Genomic DNA, 19550 nt, shown 5'->3' with positions numbered 1-19550 from the left:
GCAGCACCGGCCCCCGCCTCACCCCGCGTGCGGCAGCAGCACCTCCACGCGCCCCTCGCGCACCCGCGTCTCGAACCGCGGCTGCGGCGAGGTGGCCGGCCCCCGCAGCACCTCGCCGGTCTCGAGCGAGAAGGCGCTGCCGTGCCACGGGCAGGCGACGCACGCCTCGCCCGAGCCGTCCGCCGAGACCTCGCCCTCGTCGAGCGGGCCCGAGAGGTGGCTGCAGACGTTCGAGAGCACGTCGATCCGCTCGCCCCGCCGGAAGGCGAGCAGGGGGAAGCCCGCGACCTCCCTCCTCACCGGCGTGCGCTCCGGCAGGTCCGCCAGGGCGCCGAGCTCCTGCCAGCCCGAGGGGAAGCGGTGCGGCACGTCCTCCGCGTGGTTCGCCCCCGCCGCCTGCCGGTAGCTGAGGTGGCCGCCCAGGTAGCCGCCGCCCGAGACGACGGCGAGCCCGAGCATCCCGAGCACCTTCCCGCTCGTGGTGCGCCCGCGGCGGCGCTGCACCCACGACGCGGCGTAGAGGCCCGTCGCGACCACGTTGGCCGCCGAGTGCACCAGCCCGACGCGGGTCTGCTGCTCGTGCAGCTCCGACCAGTCGGTGAAGCCGGAGGCGGCGGTCGGCAGGACGCTGATCACGCCGACGCCGACGAGGGTCCGCGCCGCCCGCTGGTTCCCCGGCAGCAGGTCGAGCACCGCCGCCGACACCCAGGCGCCGGTGGGCACGAGGACGAGCAGCGGATGGACGGGGTGGCCGACCGGGACGCCGTGCAGCACGTCCCGCACCGGCTGCGGCCGGACCACCGCGTTCACGGCCCGCTTCACCCGGCCGACGAGCGGATCGAGGGCGGCGGCGTTCTCGAGGCGGGTGACGAGTCTGACGAGTCTGATCTCACGCATGCCTCATGCGACCAAGCGGGCGGCCCCCGGCGGAAGGGGCTTGCGGCGGAGGAGGAGCAGTCGGACCCCGTCGGGCGGGCCCCTCGCTTGCCGACCCCGAGCCGTTTCGCCTACGCTGACCCGGGGCTTTGTGAACGGTCACATCGCCCGAGCGAGGAGCATGATGGACCAGCGCAGGCCCACCCCCGCCGACGTGATCACGAGCGGCGCCACCGCCCTCGGCATCGAGCTCGGCTCCACCCGGATCAAGGCGTGCCTGGTCGACGCGGCCGACCCGTCCGTGGTCCTCGCCGTCGGCAGCCACGAGTGGGAGAACCAGTTCGTCGACCGCCGCTGGACCTACTCCCTCGACGCCGTCCACGCGGGCCTCCAGGCCGCCTACGCGGACCTCGTCGCCGACGCCTCGTCGCGCCACGGCGTGCAGCTCTCCTCCGTCGGGGCGCTCGGCGTCTCGGCGATGATGCACGGCTACCTCCCCTTCGATGCGGACGGCGGGCTGCTCGTCCCCTTCCGCACCTGGCGCAACACCAGCACAGGCCCCGCGTCGGCCGAGCTCACCGAGCTGTTCGGCGCCAACATCCCGCTGCGCTGGTCGCTCGCGCACCTGCACCAGGCGGTCCTCGACTCCGAGCCGCACGTCGAGCGGATCGACTTCCTCACCACCCTCGCCGGATACGTGCACTGGCGCCTCACCGGCGAGAAGGTCCTCGGAGTCGGCGACGCCTCCGGCATGGTCCCGACCGACCCGGCGACCCGCGACTACGACCAGCGTGTCGTCGACCTCTACGACGAGCGCGCGGCCGGCGCCGTGAAGCCCCTGCGCGAGCTGCTGCCCGCCGTGCTCCCCGCGGGCGCCGACGCCGGCTCGCTCACCGCCGAGGGCGCGCTCCTGCTCGACCCCACCGGCTCCCTCCGGCCCGGCGCCCCCGCCTGCCCGCCCGAGGGCGACGCCGGCACCGGCATGGTGGCGACCAACTCCGTCGCCCCGCGCACCGGCAACGTCAGCGCCGGCACCAGCATCTTCGCCATGGTCGTCCTCGAGGGCCCGCTGGAGAGCGTGCACCACGAGCTCGACCTCGTCGCGACCCCCGCCGGCGACCTCGTCGCGATGGTCCACTGCAACAACGGAGCCAGCGAGCTCGCCGGCTGGGTCGGCCTGTTCTCGCGGTTCGCCGCCGCGTCCGGCGGACCCTCCGACAGCGACGCCGTCTACGGCACCCTCTTCGCCGAGGCGCTCGAGGGCGAGGCGGACGCGGGCGGACTGCTCGCCTACAACCACCTCGCGGGCGAGCCCATCGCCGGGCTCGTCGAGGGCCGCCCGCTCGTCGTGCGCACCCCCGACTCGCGCCTCACCCTCGCCAACTTCATGCGCGCGCAGCTCTACGGCGTGTTCGGCACGCTGGCTCTGGGCATGCGCGTCCTCGCGGGCGAGGGCGTCCGGATCGACGAGATGTTCGCGCACGGAGGCATGTTCCGCACCGCCGGGGTCGCCCAGCGCTTCCTCGCCGGCGCGCTCGACGCCCCCGTCTCGGTCGCCGCGACCGCCTCCGAGGGCGGCCCGTGGGGCATGGCGGTGCTCGCCGCCTACCGCCTGCAGAGCGGAGTCGCGCTCGACGCGTACCTCACCGATCAGGTCTTCGGCGACTCCGGCTTCGAGACCGTCGCCCCCGACGCGGACGACGTCGCCGGCTTCTCCGCCTACCTCGAGCGCTACCGCGCCGGCCTCGCCGTCGAGCAGACCGCCGTCGAGACCCTCACCGACCCGCAGAACCAGGGAGCCACCGCATGACCACCCAGACCCCCGCCGTCGAGGAGGCGATCGCCCGCGTCCGCGAGGACGTCGCGCGGCTGCACTCCGAGCTCGTCCGCTACGGCCTCGTCATCTGGACCGGCGGCAACATCTCGGGCCGCGTGCCCGGCGCCGACCTCTTCGTGATCAAGCCCAGCGGCGTCTCCTACGACGACCTCGCGCCCGAGAACATGATCCTCTGCGACCTCGACGGGAACGTCGTCCCCGGCACCCCCGGCAGCGACCGCAGCCCCTCCAGCGACACCGCGGCGCACGCCTACGTGTACCGCGAGATGCCCGAGGTCGGCGGAGTCGTGCACACGCACTCCACCTACGCGACCGCGTGGGCGGCCCGCGCCGAGTCGATCCCCTGCGTCATCACCGCGATGGCCGACGAGTTCGGCGGGGAGATCCCCATCGGCCCGTTCGCGATCATCGGCGACGACTCCATCGGCCGCGGCATCGTCGCGACCCTCAGCGGGCACCGCTCGCGGGCGGTCCTGATGCAGAACCACGGCGTCTTCACCATCGGCAAGGACGCGAAGGACGCCGTCAAGGCGGCCGTCATGGCCGAGGACGTCGCCCGCACCGTGCACCTCGCGCGCCAGGGCGGCGAGCTCGTCCCCATCCCGCAGGAGTCGATCGACGCCCTGTTCGACCGCTACCAGAACGTCTACGGACAGAACCCCACCGGAGCCATCGCATGAGCGTGTACCAGAGCATCATCCCCGACCTCGCCACCCGCACCGTCTGGTTCCTGACCGGCAGCCAGGACCTCTACGGCGAGGACACCCTCCGCCAGGTCGCCGAGCAGTCGCAGGCCGTCGTCGCGCAGCTCAACGAGGCGAGCGCGATCCCCGTGACCGTCGAGTGGAAGCCGGTGCTGAAGAGCTCCGACGCCATCCGCCGCACCATGATCGAGGCGAACTCCGACGACTCCGTGGTGGGCGTCATCACCTGGATGCACACCTTCAGCCCCTCGAAGATGTGGATCCACGGCTTCGACGCGCTCGCCAAGCCGCTGCTGCACTTCCACACCCAGGCGAACGTCGCCCTGCCGTGGCAGGACATCGACTTCGACTTCATGAACCTCAACCAGGCCGCGCACGGCGACCGCGAGCACGGCTACATCCTCAGCCGGATGAGCGTGCCCCGGAAGACCGTCGTCGGCCACGCGAGCGACGCTCGCGTCACCGAGGCCATCGGCACCTGGTCGCGCGCGGCCGCAGGCTGGTCCGCCTCGCAGAGCATGAAGGTCGCCCGCTTCGGCGACAACATGCGCAACGTCGCCGTCACCGAGGGCGACAAGACCGAGGCCGAGATCCGCCTCGGCGTCAGCGTCAACACCTGGGGCGTGAACGAGCTCGTCGAGCGCGTCGACGCCGCCACCTCCGAGCAGATCGACGCCCTCGTCGCGGAGTACGTCGAGAGCTACGACGTGGTCCCCGAGCTGCTCCCCGGCGGCGAGCGCCACGAGTCGCTCCGCTACGGCGCCGCGGTCGAGATCGGCCTGCGCTCGTTCCTGGAGGAGGGCGGCTTCGAGGCGTTCACCGACAGCTTCGAGGACCTCGGCGGGCTCCGCCAGCTCCCCGGACTCGCCGTGCAGCGCCTCATGGCCGACGGCTACGGCTTCGGCGGAGAGGGCGACTGGAAGACCGCCGTCCTCATCCGCATCGCCGCCGTCATGGGCGCCGGCCTCCCCGGCGGCACCAGCCTGATGGAGGACTACACCTACGACATGACGCCCGGCGAGGAGCTCATCCTCGGCGCGCACATGCTCGAGGTGTCGCCGTCCCTGTCGTCGAAGCGCGCCTCGCTCGAGATCCACCCGCTGGGCATCGGCGGCCGCGAGGACCCGGTGCGCCTGGTCTTCACCGCCGACGCCGGCCCCGCCGTGGTGGTCGCCCTGAGCGACGTCCGCGAGCGCTTCCGCCTGGTCGCGAACAAGGTCCAGAACGTCGAGCCGCCCCAGACGCTCCCGCACCTGCCCGTCGGCCGCGCCGTCTGGCAGCCCGCCCCGGACTTCGGCACCAGCGCCGCCGCCTGGATCACCGCCGGTGCCGCGCACCACACGGTGATGACGACGCAGATCGGGCTGGAGGCGTGGGAGGACTTCGCCCGCATCGCCGGCGTCGAGCTCCTCGTGATCGACGAGTCGACCACCCTCCGCGGCTTCGAGTCCGACATCCGCTCGAACGCGGCGTACTACCGCCTCTCCCAGGGCCTGTAGATCCTGCGAGGCCGGACGGCCGGCTCCCTGCGGGGGTCGGCCGTTCCGTCGTTCCCGGCGAGCCGCCGGGTCGGGGCGGGGGGCCCGCCGCCGAGACCGACCTGGATCACGTCGGCGATCGAGGTCGGATCGCCCTCTCCGGCCCGTTCGGCGCCCGCTGCAGCGTCCTGGCCCCGGTTGCGGACGCGGTCGCAGCACGACGGAGGCCGGGAGGCCCGGACGGCCCTCGCGGGCAGTCGGTCCTTCCGGCCTCCGGGACGCAGGCGTGCGGCGGACGGTCAGTCGCGCGAGGTCGAGAACGCCGCGTCGAAGGCGTCGGCCGGCGGCGTGATCGCGTTGAGCTTCCGCACGAAGGCCAGGGCCTCGGGGGCGCCGTCGAGGCGGTCCATGCCGGCGTCCTCCCACTCGACGCTGGTCGGGCCGGTGTAGCCGATCGCGTTGAGCGCGCGGAACACCGGCTCCCACGGGACGGCGCCGTGCCCGGTCGAGACGAAGGTCCACCCGCGGCGCGGGTTCGCCCACGGCAGGTGCGAGCCGAGGACGCCGTTGCGGCCGTCGAGGTTGGTGACCGACTCCTTCACGTGAACGTGGAAGATGTGGTCGGCGAAGTCGAGCACGAACGCGACGCTGTCGAGCTGCTGCCAGACGAAGTGCGACGGGTCGAAGTTGAAGCCGAACGAGGCGCGGTGGCCGATCGCCTCGAGGGTGCGCTTGGCGGTCCAGTAGTCGTAGGCGATCTCGCTCGGGTGCACCTCGAGCGCGTAGCGGACGCCGACCTCCTCGAAGACGTCGAGGATCGGGTTCCAGCGGTCGGCGAAGTCCTGGTAGCCGGCGGCGATCCACTCGTCGGAGGCGGGCGGGAACATGGCCACGCCCTTCCAGATCGACGAGCCGGAGAAGCCGTTGACCTGCGTCACGCCGAGCGCGGCGGCGAAGCGGGCGGTGTCCTTGAGGTCCTGGGCGGCGCGCTGCCGGACGCCCTCGGGGTCGCCGTCGCCCCAGACGCGGTCGCTGAGGATGTCGCGGTGGCGCTCGTCGATCGGGTCGTCGCAGACCGCCTGGCCGGTGAGGTGGTTCGAGATCGCGAACACCTGGAGGCCGTTGCGCTCGAGGATGTCCTTCCGGCTCTGCACGTACTCCGCGTCGTCCCAGCGCGCCACGTCGATGTGGTCGCCCCAGCAGGCGATCTCGAGGCCGTCGTAGCCCCACTCCCCCGCGAGGCGCGCCACCTCCTCGAAGGGGAGGTCCGCCCACTGGCCGGTGAAGAGGGTGATCGGTCGCGTCATCGCGGATTCCTAACTCTCGACTCCCGCGCGCCGTCGCACCGGGAGAGGTAATTTGAGGGTTCACGCAACATATCAGGCACTCCCGCGAGCCCGAAAGGAACCGATCATCGCCCCGATCGCCGGCGCACTGTCGCGCACGCCCACCCTCGTCACCGCCACTGCGGCCCCGACCTGGGAGGAGGGCCTGATCGTCGGCAGCGGCCGCGTCGGCGCCGTGGTGCACGGCCCGGCCGACTCCCTGACCGTCCCGCTCGCCCACGAGCGCTGGTTCCTCCCCGTCAATCCGCGCCCGGACGCGCCCGACCTCGCCGGCGTCCGCGACGAGCTGCGCGGCGCCCTGCTGGCCGGCGACTCCGACACCGCCACCGCCCTGCTCGCCCGCGCCGCCCGCGACAGCGGCTACGACGGCGGCCTGATCTGGACCGACCCGCTCGGCCTCTGCGCGACCGTCACGCTGCGCACCCCCGGCGGCGTCGCCTCCGCGGTCCGCCTGATCGATCCGCTCGGCGGCGAGGCCGCGGTGGAGTGGACCGACGAGGACGGCGGCCGCCACGCCGTGCGCCTGCTCGCCCCGCACGGCGGCGAGGGCGTCCGGCTGGCTCTGGAGTCCTCCGCGGACACCGTCGTCACCGTCGAGCTCGCGCTCGGGGCCGGCGAGGCGACCTCCTTCGACACCGGCGTGCCCGACGCCTCGGCCGTGGTCTCGTCGCACGTCGAGGGCGGCGCCTCCGCGGTGCTCACGGCCGAGGCGGGCGAGGGCCCGACCGCGATCCGCGCCGTGACGCGGGCGACGAGCGGAGCGACGTGGCGCGTGGCCGGGGGCGCCGCCGTCTCGGACGTGGAGATCTCCGCGGGGGTCGCCCGCGTGCTCCGGCTGGACGTCGCGATCGGCGCGGCTCCCGACGCCTCCGCCGACCTCTCCTGGGAGGAGCTGCGCGACGCCCAGCGCGAGGGGCACGGCCGGCTGGTCGGCGCCTCCGTGCTGGATCTCGACGGCGCCTCCGACGCCGAGCTGACCGAGGACCTGTGGGACGCCGCCCGCTCCGGCGACGCGGGCGCCCGTCGCCGCGTGGTCGAGCTGGCCTGGCTGAGCGGCCGGGCCAACATCGTCGCGTCGACCGGCGAGCTGCCGCCGACGCTGCAGGGCGTCTGGCAGGGCACCTGGCGGCCGGCGTGGTCGGCCGACTACACGCTGAACGGCAACGTCCAGAACGGAGCGATGGCGGGCATGATCCCGACCGGCACGCCCGAGCTGGCGCTGTCGATCCTGGAGCTGGTGCTCCCGCACCTCGACGACTACCGCGACAACGCGCGCCGGGTCTACGGGGCGGAGGGGATGCTGCTGCCGTCGCGGATGTCGACGCACGGCCGCGCGGACCACTTCGCGGCGAGCTACCCGCACCTCTTCTGGACGGGCTGCGGCGGCTGGGTGCTGCGCCTGGCCGCCGACGCCGTCGCGGCCACGGGAGACCGCGGCATCGTCGACGACCGGCTGTGGGAGCTGGCCGAGGGCGTGCTGCGCTTCGCCGAGACCGGGACGACCGTGGTCGACGGGGTGCGCCGGATCGTCCCCTCCTACTCCCCCGAGAACACACCGGGTGGTGCGCGCTCGCCGATAGCGGTCGATGCGACGATCGACGTCGCCGTGCTGCGGGACGCCGCGCGGGCGACGGCGCTGCTCGGCCGGGCCCGCGGCGACGACTCGCTCGACGAGCGCTGGGCGCGGGTGGTCGCGGAGCTGCCGGAGTACCGGGTCGCCGAGGACGGCACGCTGGCGGAGTGGATCGACCCGCGGTTCGCGGAGGAGATAGCGCACCGGCACGCGTCGCAGCTGTACCCGCTCTGGTACGCGGGCGACGCGGCCTTCGAGGGCCCCGGCGCCTCCGCGGTGCGGCTGCGGGCCGCCGCGGCGGCGACGGTGGCGGCGAAGATCGCGTGGCGGGCCGAGGCGCCGACCGCTCCTCCCGGGCGGATGGAGATGGCGTTCGGGCTGGTGCAGGTGGGCGTCGCGGCGGCGGCGCTGGGTGACGGGGAGGCGGCGCTGACCTGCGCGGAGTGGCTCGCGGTCGAGCACTGGTCACCGACCCTGACGACCCGGCACGACGCGGGGCGGATCTTCAACCTCGACGCCAGCGGCGGACTGCCGGGGCTCGTGGCGGCGATGCTGCTGGGATCGGATGACGAGACGCTGACGGTGCTGCCGGCACTGCCGTCCGCGTGGGCGCGGGGTGCCGTGACGGGGCTGCGCGCGCGCGGCGGGGTGGTCGTGGACCGGCTGGAGTGGTCGCCGGGGCGGGCGTCGCTGTGGGTGCGGCGGGTGCCGGGCGCGGAGTGGCTGGCACCGGCGGGCGGGACGCGGGTGCGCACGCTGCGCGACGCGGTGCTGCGGGTCGACGGGCGCGAGGTGTCGAGCGGGCTGGAGCTCGGTGCGGAGGCGGTGCGCGTGGACGTGGAGTGGCGCGGCTGAGGGCGCTGCGGAGGGTCCGGCTGCGGCACGCGGAACGAGCTCCGGTCCGCCGACGGAGGCGGAGCAGCGCACCGGGTGTCGTCCCCGCTGGCCGCCGGACCCGCCGTGTGGCCGCGTCGACGTGAGAACGAGACGCGCGCCGGATGCGGTGGGGTCGGTTCAGCTCCGCGAGTGCCCGTAGCGGTCGTAGACGCGGTTGCGAGCCGCCCGCTCGGCGGCGGGCAGGCGCTGCGCATCGGCGATCTCGTAGACGCCGAAGGTGTCGCGCAGGCGCGAGGCCGGGTCGACCTCGACGAAGGTGCACCAGGGCAGCCAGTGGTGGTGGCTGCGCAGGGTCTGGGTCGCGAAGTCGCCGCTCTCGTGGCCGAGGCCGGGCATCGCGTAGCCGATGCTGCCGTCGACGTCGGTCGACTGGCGGGTGTTGCGGTGCAGGAACTCGGCGAAATCGAGGTAGTGCTCGTCGCCCGTGATCAGGTGCAGTCGGTAGTAGCTGTAAGAGCAGGCCGCCATGTAGACGTCGGCGCCGCCGCCGAGGGTGATGATGCTCTGTCCGCTGATCGAGTACCGGTTGAAGGGATGCGCCCAGGGCGCGCGGACCGGGAAGGACCACGCGTAGGTCCAGGTCTCCGTGTAGTCGGCGGCGCGGACGGCGCCCTCCAGCCAGCGCGGCTCCTCCGTCAGGTCGTACAGCGCGAGGAAGCCGAACAGTCCGTAGATGCCCGCCTCCTTGTCCTGGATGTCGGCGTTGTCGCAGGTGCCGCCGCGGTACTCCAGCGTGCGGTGGATGTTCGCGAACGACCACTCGCCGGCGCGCACGGCGGACGCGCGGTAGCGCCCCTCCCCCGTCACGAGGTGCAGCTGCACGAGGAAGCGGATCACGCTCGGGGTGTTCGAGCGCGAGTCCATCCGCACCGAGCCGTCGGCGTTGTAGGCGCGGTGGAAGCTGCCGTCGGCGTCCTGCACCTCGAGCAGCCAGTCGGCGGTCCGCCGGCAGAACTCGAGCCAGAGCGGGCGCTCGTCGCCGAGGTCCCGCAGGTGCAGGTAGGCGTCGAGGATCGCCTCGACGCCGTCGGCGAGCATCCGCAGGTAGTGCGGGTACGGCTCGAAGCCGCCGAGCGAGGGGTTGAAGCACATCCGCGGCGGGCCCGACTCGGGCAGCGCGGTCCGCGCCCAGAAGTCGACGATGCCGACGCCCTGCTCGAACGCCTCCGGCACGCCCTCGCGGTCGCCGTAGCGCAGCAGCTGGTAGCCGATGCCCGGCTGCTGCCCGACGAAGCCGAACTGGAAGGAGACGCTCGAGACGTCGAGGTCCGGCAGCTGACAGGCGAACGGCAGGCCCCAGGAGTCGCCGTAACGGCGGGTGAGGCGCTGGAGGATCGCCATGCCGTGGTGGAAGTGCCGCTCGTTGTCGACCTCGAACAGGTCGTCGCGGAGCCGGGCGTAGGTGCTGCGCCAGGTGGCGCGCATCATCGTCGCGAAGTCGTCGTACCGGCCGAGGTCGACCGCGACGGCGTAGCGCTGGCGGAAGCCGACCTCGACCGGGTGGTTCACCCGCTGCAGGGCCTTCGGGGCGGCGTCGTAGTCGAGGCCGGAGTAGGGGTTGTCGATCGGGCGCTCGCCGTCGGCGCCCGGGTGGACGTAGTCGATCGACAGGCCCGCGGGCGGCACGTCGAGCGGGGTCCGCACGCCGAAGCCGTAGTAGAGGTAGTTCAGCGTCGTGCCCTGCGGGCGGCTCAGGCCGATCGAGCCGACGGTGCACTCCGGGTCGGTGAAGTTCTCCGAGCGGACCACGTCCAGGCGCGGCAGCGTCGCGTCGGCCGCCCAGCGCGAGAGCGCCACGGTCTCGCCGGTCGCGAGGCTCTGCGCGGCGAACAGCGGCAGCGCATAGTGCGTCTCGGTGCGCCAGAAGTACTCGCTGCCGGGGTCGCGGCCCATCGCGTCGGCGGGACCGAAGGCGTTGTCGCGGTACCAGGCGCCGGGGGCGAAGCACTCGTAGTCGCGGAGGTCGTCGGACCCGGTCAGCCCGAGCGAGACGGCGGTGGAGAAGCCGAGGTCGCCGCCGGCCGCCAGCACCTCGACGTCGCGGTGCACGGAGAATCCGTCGCCCGCGACGCGCCAGACGTCGGTGACGGCGAAGGCCGACCCGGAGCGGACGGTGATCGTCCCGCTCGCGGTGATCGCCCCCTCCGACAGCGAGACGTCGTCGTAGGGCGCGCCGGAGTACTCGCTGATCGCGGCGACGGTCTTGACCGTGACGCGCAGCGGCCGGTCGTTCGCGTAGAGGACGCGCTCGCCCTTGAGCACCTCGAGGCCGCCCGCCTCGACGCGGAGGGTGTAGTCGCCGGAGCGCAGTTCCACGGTGGTTCCTTCCCGGAGGGTCATCTCAGCTCTTCTCGTCGTGCGCGCGGGGGCCGGCCGATGGGGCGGCCCCCGCCCGCTCGTCCTCGATCCGCTGCGCCCCGGGATCGAAGCGCCGCGAGCCCGGCCGGAACAGCAGCGCCACGCCGCCCTCGACCAGGCCCGCGAGCAGCAGCAGGATCGCGAACGGGATCAGCGAGATCTCGGCCCACGCGCCCATCACCGGCATCACCAGTCCGGCCGCCGTGAAGCTGACCGTGCCGAGGATCGCCGTGACGCTGCCCGCCTCGCTCGACGGGCCCTGCAGCGAGAGGTACTGCACCGGGGCGAAGCCGAGCGAGCGGCCGGCCAGCGCGAACGTCAGCGCGCCGACGACGACGAGCAGCGGCTGCGTGCCGGTGAGCGCGAGCACCGCGACCACGACGGCGCCGAGCGCCGTGACGATCGCCGAGGCGAACATCGCGAACCGGGGTCCGAACCGGGGCACGATCACCCGTCCCGTCGTCTGCCCGACCGCGATCGTCACGAGCGAGGTGACCAGGAACAGCAGCCCGTACAGGTCGGGACCGACCGCGTAGACGTTCGTGTAGAGGAAGGGAGCGGTCGCGAGATACGCGAAGCCGACCGACCAGCCCGCGGCCGAGGCGGCGGCGAGCGCCAGCACGCGCGGCCGCCGGAGCATCCCGAAGGAGTTGCGCAGCGACGGGCCGAGCCCGCCCTGGTGCCGCCGCTCGCGGGGCAGCGTCTCGGGCAGCACCAGGAGCGCGATCACGGTCGCGAGCGCTCCCCAGGCGGCGACCGCGAGGAAGGAGCCGCGCCAGTCGATCACCTTGGTCAGCTGCGCGCCGACGGAGGGCACCAGGATCGGGAAGACCGAGACGATCACGGCGAGGTTCGCGAGCATCGTGACGAGCCGCTTGCCGCTGTAGAGGTCGCGGACGATGGCGGTGACGACGACGCCCGCAGCGGTGCAGGCGGCGCCCTGGACGAAGCGGGCCGAGAGCAGCACGGCGGTGTCGGAGGTCATCGCCGCGACGAGGCTCGCCGCGATGTGCAGCGCCGCCGAGACGCCGAGCGGCCACTTGCGGCCGACCGCGTCGCTGAGCGGTCCGGAGATGAGCTGGCCGGCCGCGAAGCCGAAGGTGGCGCCGGTGACGACCAGCTGGGCGGTCGCCACCGAGACGCCGAGATCGTCCTGCAGCGTCGGCAGGAACGGCAGCACCAGGTCGATGGTGAGCGGCCCGAAGCCGACCAGCATCGCGAAGATCGGCAGCAGGAGGCGGCCGCGGGGCATCGCTTGGACGGCGGGGGAGGCGGTGGAGGCGGTCATGAGCGCGGAGCGCAGGTCACGGAGGGGATCCTGTCCATCAGCTCCCGGCCGAGACCGGGAAGTAGAGCGAGAAGGGTTCGTCGACGACCTCGTGCAGAGGCCGGAAGCGGACGGCGGCGGGCTGGCCGACGGCGCGGTAGCCGCGCAGCCACTGGGTCCACTGCCGCTCGTTGTCGGGGGCGAGCAGGGCGGGGGCGTCCTCGAGGCGCCCCCGCAGCGCGATCTCGCGGTCGACGAGGCCGGCCAGCACGATCGGGCCCTCGACGAAGGCGACCGTGCCCGGCTCGTCCGGGATCGGCTCGGCGCGGATCTCGGTGCCGAAGGCGAGGTCGACGCTCGTGCGGCCGCCGGGGTGCTCGATCAGGAGCGCGCCGTCGCCCGCCCGGACGCGCTCGGCGTCGCCCGCGACCCCCGGCTCGCCGACGGTCCACTCCGGCACCCGCAGCCGCACGTGCAGCGTGACCCCCTCCTCCGAGACGATCTCGACCCGGATCCGCGAGGCGGTGGGGCGGTGCACGTCGCCCGCGGCACCCGCGTTGGCGTCCGGGCCGACGTAGCCGGCGGTGTCGAGCACCTCGACCCGCACCGCCGCGTCGCCGGCGGCTGTCGGCAGGCGCAGGCTCGCGTCGACGTGCTGCGCGATCGTCAGCTCGGCGTCGCCGCCGCGGTAGAAGACGAGCCCGGAGTGGCGCGTGTGCGCCTGCACCAGCGTGCCGTGGCAGCACCAGAAGTCCTCGGTCGGGCTGCCCCAGTCCTTGCGGGCGCCGCCCTCGAGCGGCAGGAAGTAGGCGACCATCCCGGTCCGCGGGTTCTGCTGGGCGAGGAGGCCGTTCCAGAGGTTCCGCTCGATGTAGTCGGCGTAGGCGAGGTCGCCGGTCCAGCGCAGCAGCACGTCGGCCAGCCGGATCATGTTGTAGACGACGCAGTGCTCCTGCGTCTTCTCGCCGCGGCGAGCGGCGAACGCGAAGGGCGGCGTCCAGATCTCGCCGGAGGTCTGACCGCCCGTGCAGAAAGTGCCGCGGAGGGTGACCGCCTGCTCCCAGTAGGCCTCGACGATCCTCCGCCAGCGCTCGTCGCCGGTGACCTCGTAGGCGCGGGCGGCGCCGAGGACCTCGGGGATCGTGGTGTTGGCGTGCATGTTGGTCAGCACGTCGCGGCCCTCGAGCAGGCCCTCGAAGAGGGAGCGGCGGTCGTAGCGGCCGAGCAGCTCGGTGTAGACGGGGTCACCGGTGATCGCGAGGAGGTCGGCCCAGACCTCGAGCATGCCGCCGGTCTCGACCTCGAGGATCTCCTGGAACGCGGCGTCGTCGAATCCGCGGACCCACTCCAGCAGCGGGACCGCGGCGGCCCGCGCCATCCGCAGCGCCCGCTCGTCGCCGAGGTCGAGGTGCAGGTCGACGAGGCCCATCAGCAGCTTGTGCATCGCGTACTGCGGCGCCCAGATGGGGCGGCCGGTCGCGAGGCGGTCGAGGTAGCCGCGCGGGATCGCCCAGATCCAGCCGCCGCCGTTCTCCTCCTGGCAGCGCTCGAGTCCGTCGAGCACGGAGTCGATCCGGACGCGCAGCAGCGGGTCGCCGGTGACCGCGACCTCGCGGGCCGCTGCGGAGAGCCAGTGGCCGAGGAAGTGCCCGCGCAGCTGCGAGCCCGGCGTCTCCCAGCCCCAGTGCCGGTCGAGGCCGCGGGCCTCGCGCGAGTCCTGCGAGGGGTGCAGGTGCCAGCCCTGGTCGCCGATCCCGGCCTCGATCAGGAAGTTCTGCAGCAGCCCCTCGTCGGTGAGCGAGAGGAGGTAGTCGCGGTTGAGCCGCCGCCGCGCGTCGAGCACCCCGCGCTCCAGGCGGGTCTCGTGCGGGGCCGGGTGGGTCAGCGGCATGGGTGCTCCTCGTCGAGGCGGTGGGTGGTGGGGGTGAGCGGTGCGAGCGGTGGTCGATCGGCGCGGGTCGATCCGCGCGGTGGTCCCTCCGACCGAGGGTCGAGATCGATCTCTCGCTGTACTCAGACCAGGATCGACGATAGGAATGGGGACATGCAATCCCCGAGAGTGATCCATCTCGTCGCCGATGACGTGTCCGCCCTCCTCACTCAGTCGGGAGGCGACCTGCCCGTGCTGCTGCACTGGGGTCCGCGACTCGACGCGAGCGACGACGATCTCGCAGCTTTCGCAAGAACTCCCGTGCGGACGGGGATCGAGGGCTCCTCCGACGTCCCCTACGAGCCCGGGATCCTGCCCGAGCACACCTTCGGCTGGGCCGGCCTGCCGGGTCTCCGTGTGCACCGGGAGGGCGCCGGCTGGTCGCCGAGGCTGACCGTGGACACCGTCTCGGTGGACGGGGAGGCCCTCGCGGAGGGCGCGGTCGCGCAGGCCGGCAGCGCCGCCGTGACCATCGAGGCGCACGACGCGCAGGCCCGGATCGGGGTCGTCCTAGAGATCGTTCTCTCTCCTGCCGGACTGCTCAGGACCCGCGTCTCGGTCCGCAACGACGGCGCCGGGCACCTCGAGGTGATCGGCGTCGACCCCGCCCTCCGGATCCCGACCGAGGCCCGCGAGATCCTGGACTTCTCCGGCCGCTGGGGCACCGAGAAGATCCCCCAGCGCCACCCCGTCGTCACCGGCACCCACTCCCGCTCCTCGCGGCGCGGCCGCACCGGCCTGGACGCGACGACGGTCGTCGCGGTCGGCACCCCCGGCTTCGACTCCGCCGACGGGCGGGTCTGGCTCTGCCACGTCGGCATCGGCGGCAACCACGAGCACGCGGTGGAGCGCGGCGACGGCTGGCTCGCCTTCCGCGGCGGCGAGCTGCTCCTGCCCGGCGAGGTGCGCCTCGCGAGCGGCGAGAGCTACTCCTCCCCCTGGATCTCCGGCAGCTTCGGCCACGGCCTCGACGCTGCGGCCGCCCGCTTCCACGCCCACCTCCGCGGGGTCTCCCGCTCCTCGCGCCGGCCGCGCCCGGTGACGCTCAACGTCTGGGAGGCGGTCTACTTCGACCAGGACCTCGCCGTCCTCGCCGAGCTGGCCGACCGAGCCGCCGCCCTCGGGGTCGAGCGCTACGTGCTCGACGACGGCTGGTTCCTCGGCCGCAGCGACGACCGCGCCGGCCTCGGCGACTGGACGCCCGACCCCGTCGCCTGGCCCGACGGCCTCCTCCCCCTCGCCGAGCACGTCCGCGGCCTGGGCATGGAGTTCGGCCTCTGGGTCGAGCCCGAGATGATCAACGAGGACTCCGACCTCGCCCGCGCGCACCCCGACTGGATCCTGCGGGCCCGCGAGGAGCTGCCGCCGCGGTTCCGCTTCCAGCAGGTGCTCGACCTGACGAACCCCGACGCGTTCGCGCACATCCTCGGCGTGCTCGACGGCCTGGTCGCCGACCTCGGCGTCGCGTACCTCAAGTGGGACCACAACCGCGACCTGATCGACGCGGGCCACCCCGCCACCGGGACGGCCGCGGTGCACGAGCAGACGCTCGCGCTGTACCGGCTGATCGACGAGCTGCGCGCCCGGCACCCGGAGCTCGAGATCGAGAGCTGCGCCTCCGGCGGCGGCCGGGTCGACCTGGGGATCCTCGAGCGCACCGACCGCGTGCACACCTCCGACAACCAGGACCCGCTGGACCGCTCGCGGATGCTGCGCTGGACCGGGCTGCTCGTGCCGCCGGAGATGCTCGGCTCGCACGTCGCCTCGCCGGTCAACTCCGTCACCGGTCGCACCAGCGACCTGCACACCCGCTGCGCGATCGCCTTCCTCGGCCACTTCGGGATCGAGTGGGACCTCCGCGAGCTGGACGCGGAGGAGGAGCCCGTGCTGGCGGGCTGGATCGCGGCGTACCGCGAGCACCGCGGCCTGATCGCGACCGGCCGGGTCGTCGGGGGCGATGACTCCGACCCCGACGCGCCGTCGCTGCGCGGCGTCGTCGCGCCGGACGGCTCGGAGGCGCTGTACACGCTGGTCACGCCCGCGCTGACCCCGGACTCGCGCCGCCGCGTCCGCCTCCCGGGCCTGGATCCGCGGGCGCGCTACCGGATCGAGACCGCGCGCCCCGGCTCGCTCGGCCCGCCCTGGCAGAGCCCGCACTGGCTGGAGTCGACGGTGCCGCTGGACTCCGACGCCCCGGCCCCCGCCTACTCGGGGAGCCTGCTGGGCGAGGCGGGCCTGGACCTGCCGACCTTCCACGCCGACCGCGCGATCGTCCTGCGGCTCGTCCGCGAGACCGCGTGAGCACCGCCGCCGACCCCGGCGTCCTCGACACCGCCGGCACCGCCGCCGACCCGTCCGCCACGACCCTGGAGCACCCCGTGAACAGCACCGTCACCGTCGACCTCGACCGCCCCGGCGCCACCATCAGCCGCCACCTCTACGGCCACTTCGCCGAGCACCTCGGCCGGTGCATCTACGACGGCTTCTGGGTCGGGGAGGACTCGCCCGTCCCGAACGAGGGCGGGATCCGCCTGGACGTCGTCGAGGCCCTCCGCGCCCTCGACATCCCCAACCTCCGCTGGCCCGGCGGCTGCTTCGCCGACCGCTACCACTGGACCAACGGCATCGGCCCGCGCGAGGAGCGCCCCGGCCTGATCAACACGCAGTGGGGCGGAGTCGCGGAGGACAACTCCTTCGGCACCCACGAGTTCATGGCGCTCTGCGAGCTGCTCGGCGCCGACGCCTACATCTCGGGCAACATCGGATCCGGCACCGTGCAGGAGATGGCGGACTGGGCCGAGTACCTCACCGGCGCGGGGAAGTCGCCGATGGCCGATCTGCGCCGCTCCCACGGCCGGGAGGAGCCGTGGACCGTCCGCTTCTGGGGGCTCGGCAACGAGACCTGGGGCTGCGGCGGCAACATGCGCGCCGGCGCCTACGCCGACCTGGCGCGGCAGTTCGGGACCTTCGTGCAGAGCGGCAACGACACTCCGCTCTACCGCGTGGCGGCCGGAGCCGACGGCGCCGACACCCACTGGACGCAGACGCTGATGGAGGTGATCCCCGAGATCGAGGGACACCCCTTCTCCTCCGTGCCGTGGGAGTCGGTCTCGGTGCACTATTACACGATCGGCGGCAGCTGGCACGCGAAGGGCAGCGCGACCGTTTTCGACGCGGACACCTACTGGAGCACGATCGTGGCCGCGCAGGGGATCGAGGAGCTGCTCCGCTCGCACGCCGCGGTGATGGACGTCCACGACCCCGAGAAGAAGTACGGGATGGTGCTCGACGAGTGGGGCACCTGGTGGGACGTGGAGCCGGGGACCCACCCGGGCTTCCTCTTCCAGCAGAACACGATCCGCGACGCGATGGTCGCGGCCTGGCACTTCGACGTCTTCCACGGCTTCGCCGACCGCCTGACGATGGCGAACATCGCGCAGACGGTGAACGTGCTGCAGGCGATGCTGCTGACCGACCCGGACGGCGGCGAGATGGTCCGCACGCCGACGTACCACGTGTTCGAGATGAACAAGGGGCACCACGACGCGACGGTTCTGCCGACCACGGTCGCCGGCCCGACGCACGCGGTCGACGGCCGCGAGATTCCCGTCGCCTCCGCCTCCGCCTCCACGAAGGACGGCCGCGTCCTGGTCTCGCTGACCAACGTCGACCTGGAGGAGCCGCTCGAGGTCTCCCTCGACTTCCGCGGTGGGACCGTGACCGGCGCGACCGGCCGCCTCCTCACCGCCGACCGCCCCGACGCGCACAACCGGCCCGGCGCCGCCGACGAGGTGAGCCCCGTCGCCCTCGAGGGCATCGAGACCACGGCGACGGGCCTGCGCGTCACGCTGCCCCCGCACTCCTTCGCGACCGTGACGCTGGAGCTCTCGTGATCGCCGCGCGCACGGAGGCCGCCCGCCGCCCGCCGATGGGCTGGAACAGCTGGGACTGCTTCGGCGCCTCGGTGACGGAGGAGGAGGTGCTCGCGAACGCCGAGTACCTCGCCGAGCACCTCCTGCCGCACGGCTGGGACACGGTCGTCGTCGACATCCAGTGGTACGAGCCCGATCCCGGCACGAGCGACTACCAGGAGGTGTCGGAGCCGGTGCTCGACGACTGGGGACGCCCGCAGCCCGCCGTCGGACGCTTCCCCTCCGCGGCGACGGGCGGATTCACGGCGCTGGCCGCGCGCGTGCACGCCCTCGGCCTCCGCTTCGGCGTGCACCTGATGCGCGGCGTCCCCCGGCGGGCCGTCGAGCTCGGCCTGCCGGCGCTCGGGGCGGAGGCGACCTGCACCGACATCGCCGACCGCGGGAACGTCTGCCCGTGGAACCCCGACAACTACGGCGTCGACATGAGCGCGACCGGCGCGCAGCAGTACTACGACTCCGTGATGGCGCAGCTGGCCTCGTGGGGCGTCGACTTCGTGAAGCTCGACGACGTGCTCTACCCGCCGATCCAGGCGGAGGAGATCGCCGCCCTCTCCCGCGCGATCGACGCGACCGGCCGCCCGATGGTGCTGAGCCTCTCGCCCGGCAAGCAGCTCTCGCTCGAGAACCTCGAGCTGCTGCGGTCGACCGCGCAGATGTGGCGGATCTCGGACGACTTCTGGGACGACTGGGCGCACCTGCACGAGCAGTTCCAGCGGGCCGCGCGCTGGGCGCCGCACCAGCGCCCCGGCGCTTGGGCCGACGCCGACATGCTGCCGCTGGGGCGGATCGGCGTGCGCGCGCACGTGGGCGAGGACCGGCTCTCGCGGTTCACGCCCGCGGAGCAGCGGACGCTCGTGACGCTGTGGTGCCTGCTCCGCTCGCCGCTGATGATGGGCGGGCACCTCCCGGACACGCCCGCCGACACTCTCGCGCTGCTGACGAACGGCGACGTCCTCGCGCTCCTCGGCAGCGACGGCAGCCGCGAGATCGTCCGCGACGGCGACCTGGTGGTGTGGTCGGCGTGGCGCGGCGACGAGCAGTGGCGCGGAGTGTTCTGGCTGGGCTCGTCGGCGCGGTCCTACTCCGCGCACCTGACCGACCTGGGCTGCTTCGGCGCAGCCTCGGCCGTCGACGTGTGGAGCGGCGCCGAGCTGCCGATCTTCGGCGGCGCCGTCGAGCTCGAGCTCGAGCCGCACGGCTGCCGCCTGCTGCGCCTGGCCTGACGCGCGGGCGCCGGCCGGGGCGGGCGTCGGCGGGAGGAGGGTGATGGTCCGCGCCGGAGGAGCGGTGTCCTCGAGGGCGGCGCGGAGCAGTCCCGTCGCGGCGGCGGCGAGCTTCGCCCCGTTCGCGGT

At 73.6% G+C, this 19550-nt stretch carries 12 protein-coding genes; 7 read left to right on the top strand and 5 right to left on the bottom strand.

Features of this window, described 5'->3' with window-relative positions; genetic code table 11:
• Positions 1 to 18 precede the first annotated feature (18 nt).
• Positions 19 to 897 (bottom strand): Rieske 2Fe-2S domain-containing protein, encoded by an 879-nt coding sequence (locus tag C5C30_RS12595; RefSeq protein WP_104333859.1) that lies wholly within the window; start codon positions 895 to 897, stop codon positions 19 to 21.
• Between the two features lie 163 nt (positions 898 to 1060).
• Between C5C30_RS12595 and C5C30_RS12590 the strand changes: the two genes are divergently transcribed.
• The 3 genes from C5C30_RS12590 to araA are packed head-to-tail and all read left to right on the top strand — an operon-like array spanning position 1061 to position 4916.
• Complete coding sequence (locus C5C30_RS12590; protein ID WP_104248018.1) at positions 1061 to 2686, top strand: xylulokinase; 1626 nt, start codon at positions 1061 to 1063, stop codon at positions 2684 to 2686.
• Positions 2683 to 3393, top strand: a complete 711-nt coding sequence (locus tag C5C30_RS12585; RefSeq protein ID WP_104224687.1) for an L-ribulose-5-phosphate 4-epimerase — start codon at positions 2683 to 2685, stop codon at positions 3391 to 3393. The genes C5C30_RS12590 and C5C30_RS12585 overlap by 4 nt, the downstream gene beginning before the upstream one ends.
• On the top strand, positions 3390 to 4916 hold the full coding sequence (gene araA / locus C5C30_RS12580; RefSeq protein WP_104233641.1) for an L-arabinose isomerase: 1527 nt from the start codon (positions 3390 to 3392) through the stop codon (positions 4914 to 4916). Before C5C30_RS12585 ends, araA begins: the two co-directional genes overlap by 4 nt.
• Positions 4917 to 5194: 278 nt before the next feature.
• Here araA and C5C30_RS12575 read toward each other — a convergent pair whose 3' ends face one another.
• Positions 5195 to 6202: a sugar phosphate isomerase/epimerase gene (locus C5C30_RS12575; protein WP_104226056.1), complete on the bottom strand. Its 1008-nt coding sequence runs from the start codon at positions 6200 to 6202 to the stop codon at positions 5195 to 5197.
• Positions 6203 to 6254: 52 nt separating this feature from the next.
• Here C5C30_RS12575 and C5C30_RS17370 point away from each other — a divergent pair, with 52 nt between their 5' ends.
• Positions 6255 to 8669 (top strand): glycoside hydrolase family 95-like protein, encoded by a 2415-nt coding sequence (locus tag C5C30_RS17370; protein WP_146081541.1) that lies wholly within the window; start codon positions 6255 to 6257, stop codon positions 8667 to 8669.
• Between the two features lie 159 nt (positions 8670 to 8828).
• Here C5C30_RS17370 and C5C30_RS12565 read toward each other — a convergent pair whose 3' ends face one another.
• The 3 genes from C5C30_RS12565 to C5C30_RS12555 are packed head-to-tail and all read right to left on the bottom strand — an operon-like array spanning position 8829 to position 14227.
• On the bottom strand, positions 8829 to 11027 hold the full coding sequence (locus C5C30_RS12565) for a hypothetical protein (RefSeq protein WP_104333878.1): 2199 nt from the start codon (positions 11025 to 11027) through the stop codon (positions 8829 to 8831).
• 25 nt (positions 11028 to 11052) lie between these two features.
• Positions 11053 to 12357, bottom strand: a complete 1305-nt coding sequence (locus tag C5C30_RS12560; protein ID WP_104333857.1) for a multidrug effflux MFS transporter — start codon at positions 12355 to 12357, stop codon at positions 11053 to 11055.
• 37 nt (positions 12358 to 12394) lie between these two features.
• Entirely contained in the window at positions 12395 to 14227 is a 1833-nt protein-coding gene (locus tag C5C30_RS12555; protein WP_181131569.1) for a beta-L-arabinofuranosidase domain-containing protein, read from the bottom strand.
• A 153-nt stretch (positions 14228 to 14380) separates the two neighbouring features.
• Between C5C30_RS12555 and C5C30_RS12550 the strand changes: the two genes are divergently transcribed.
• The 3 genes from C5C30_RS12550 to C5C30_RS12540 all read left to right on the top strand — a co-directional run bounded on the left by C5C30_RS12550 (position 14381) and on the right by C5C30_RS12540 (position 19421).
• Positions 14381 to 16567 (top strand): alpha-galactosidase, encoded by a 2187-nt coding sequence (locus tag C5C30_RS12550; RefSeq protein WP_104333855.1) that lies wholly within the window; start codon positions 14381 to 14383, stop codon positions 16565 to 16567.
• Between the two features lie 77 nt (positions 16568 to 16644).
• The gene (locus C5C30_RS12545) at positions 16645 to 18159 is read left to right on the top strand and encodes an alpha-N-arabinofuranosidase (protein ID WP_104333877.1); all 1515 of its coding nucleotides are present in this window, start codon (positions 16645 to 16647) and stop codon (positions 18157 to 18159) included.
• Entirely contained in the window at positions 18156 to 19421 is a 1266-nt protein-coding gene (locus C5C30_RS12540; RefSeq protein WP_258065935.1) for a glycoside hydrolase family 27 protein, read from the top strand. Before C5C30_RS12545 ends, C5C30_RS12540 begins: the two co-directional genes overlap by 4 nt.
• Positions 19422 to 19550: the final 129 nt, after the last annotated feature.

The sequence above is a fragment of the Rathayibacter sp. AY2B5 genome, from assembly GCF_002931645.1.
Lineage (GTDB): Bacteria > Actinomycetota > Actinomycetes > Actinomycetales > Microbacteriaceae > Rathayibacter.
Note: the sequence above shows the minus strand (reverse complement) of the source record. Positions and strands in the feature narration are given on the sequence as shown.

Coding starts and splice junctions, on each gene's coding strand:
- C5C30_RS12595 (WP_104333859.1), bottom strand. CDS start 897: ATGCGTGAGATCAGACTCGTCAGACTCGTCACCCGCCTCGAGAACGCC.
- C5C30_RS12590 (WP_104248018.1), top strand. CDS start 1,061: ATGGACCAGCGCAGGCCCACCCCCGCCGACGTGATCACGAGCGGCGCC.
- C5C30_RS12585 (WP_104224687.1), top strand. CDS start 2,683: ATGACCACCCAGACCCCCGCCGTCGAGGAGGCGATCGCCCGCGTCCGC.
- araA (WP_104233641.1), top strand. CDS start 3,390: ATGAGCGTGTACCAGAGCATCATCCCCGACCTCGCCACCCGCACCGTC.
- C5C30_RS12575 (WP_104226056.1), bottom strand. CDS start 6,202: ATGACGCGACCGATCACCCTCTTCACCGGCCAGTGGGCGGACCTCCCC.
- C5C30_RS12560 (WP_104333857.1), bottom strand. CDS start 12,357: ATGACCGCCTCCACCGCCTCCCCCGCCGTCCAAGCGATGCCCCGCGGC.
- C5C30_RS12555 (WP_181131569.1), bottom strand. CDS start 14,227: ATGCCGCTGACCCACCCGGCCCCGCACGAGACCCGCCTGGAGCGCGGG.
- C5C30_RS12550 (WP_104333855.1), top strand. CDS start 14,381: ATGCAATCCCCGAGAGTGATCCATCTCGTCGCCGATGACGTGTCCGCC.